The sequence below is a fragment of the Paraburkholderia sp. SIMBA_053 genome (genome assembly GCF_046534895.1).
Classification (GTDB): domain Bacteria; phylum Pseudomonadota; class Gammaproteobacteria; order Burkholderiales; family Burkholderiaceae; genus Paraburkholderia; species Paraburkholderia caledonica.
This window is the reverse complement of sequence record NZ_JAWRXU010001503.1, coordinates 1-243: the sequence shown is the minus strand read 5'-3', so window position 1 is coordinate 243 and position 243 is coordinate 1. Positions and strand designations below refer to the sequence as shown.

Genomic DNA, 243 nt, shown 5'->3' with positions numbered 1-243 from the left:
CATCGCGTACGACGGTTCCTTCCTCGAACCCGGCGATGAGATCACCCTCGGCGGGCGCCACAACTTCGAACTGCAGGACTACGTCGCTGTTCCCTTCACCACCTTCGCCGGTCCGACCGTCGTCCGGCAGTTCTCGGCAGTGGGGATCGCCGCCTTCCTGAGCGATGCCGACACGGCGCGGAACTCCGGCGTCTTCGTGGGTCAGCTACTGAACACGGAAGTGCTGTTGGATTCCTGGGCCTC

1 protein-coding gene is annotated in these 243 nt (G+C 64.2%); it reads left to right on the top strand.

What is annotated here, in order from left to right; all coding sequences use genetic code 11:
* Nucleotides 1–243, top strand: a 243-nt coding sequence (locus tag SB753_RS40600) for a hypothetical protein (RefSeq protein ID WP_410805618.1), incomplete at both ends; no start/stop codon positions are given.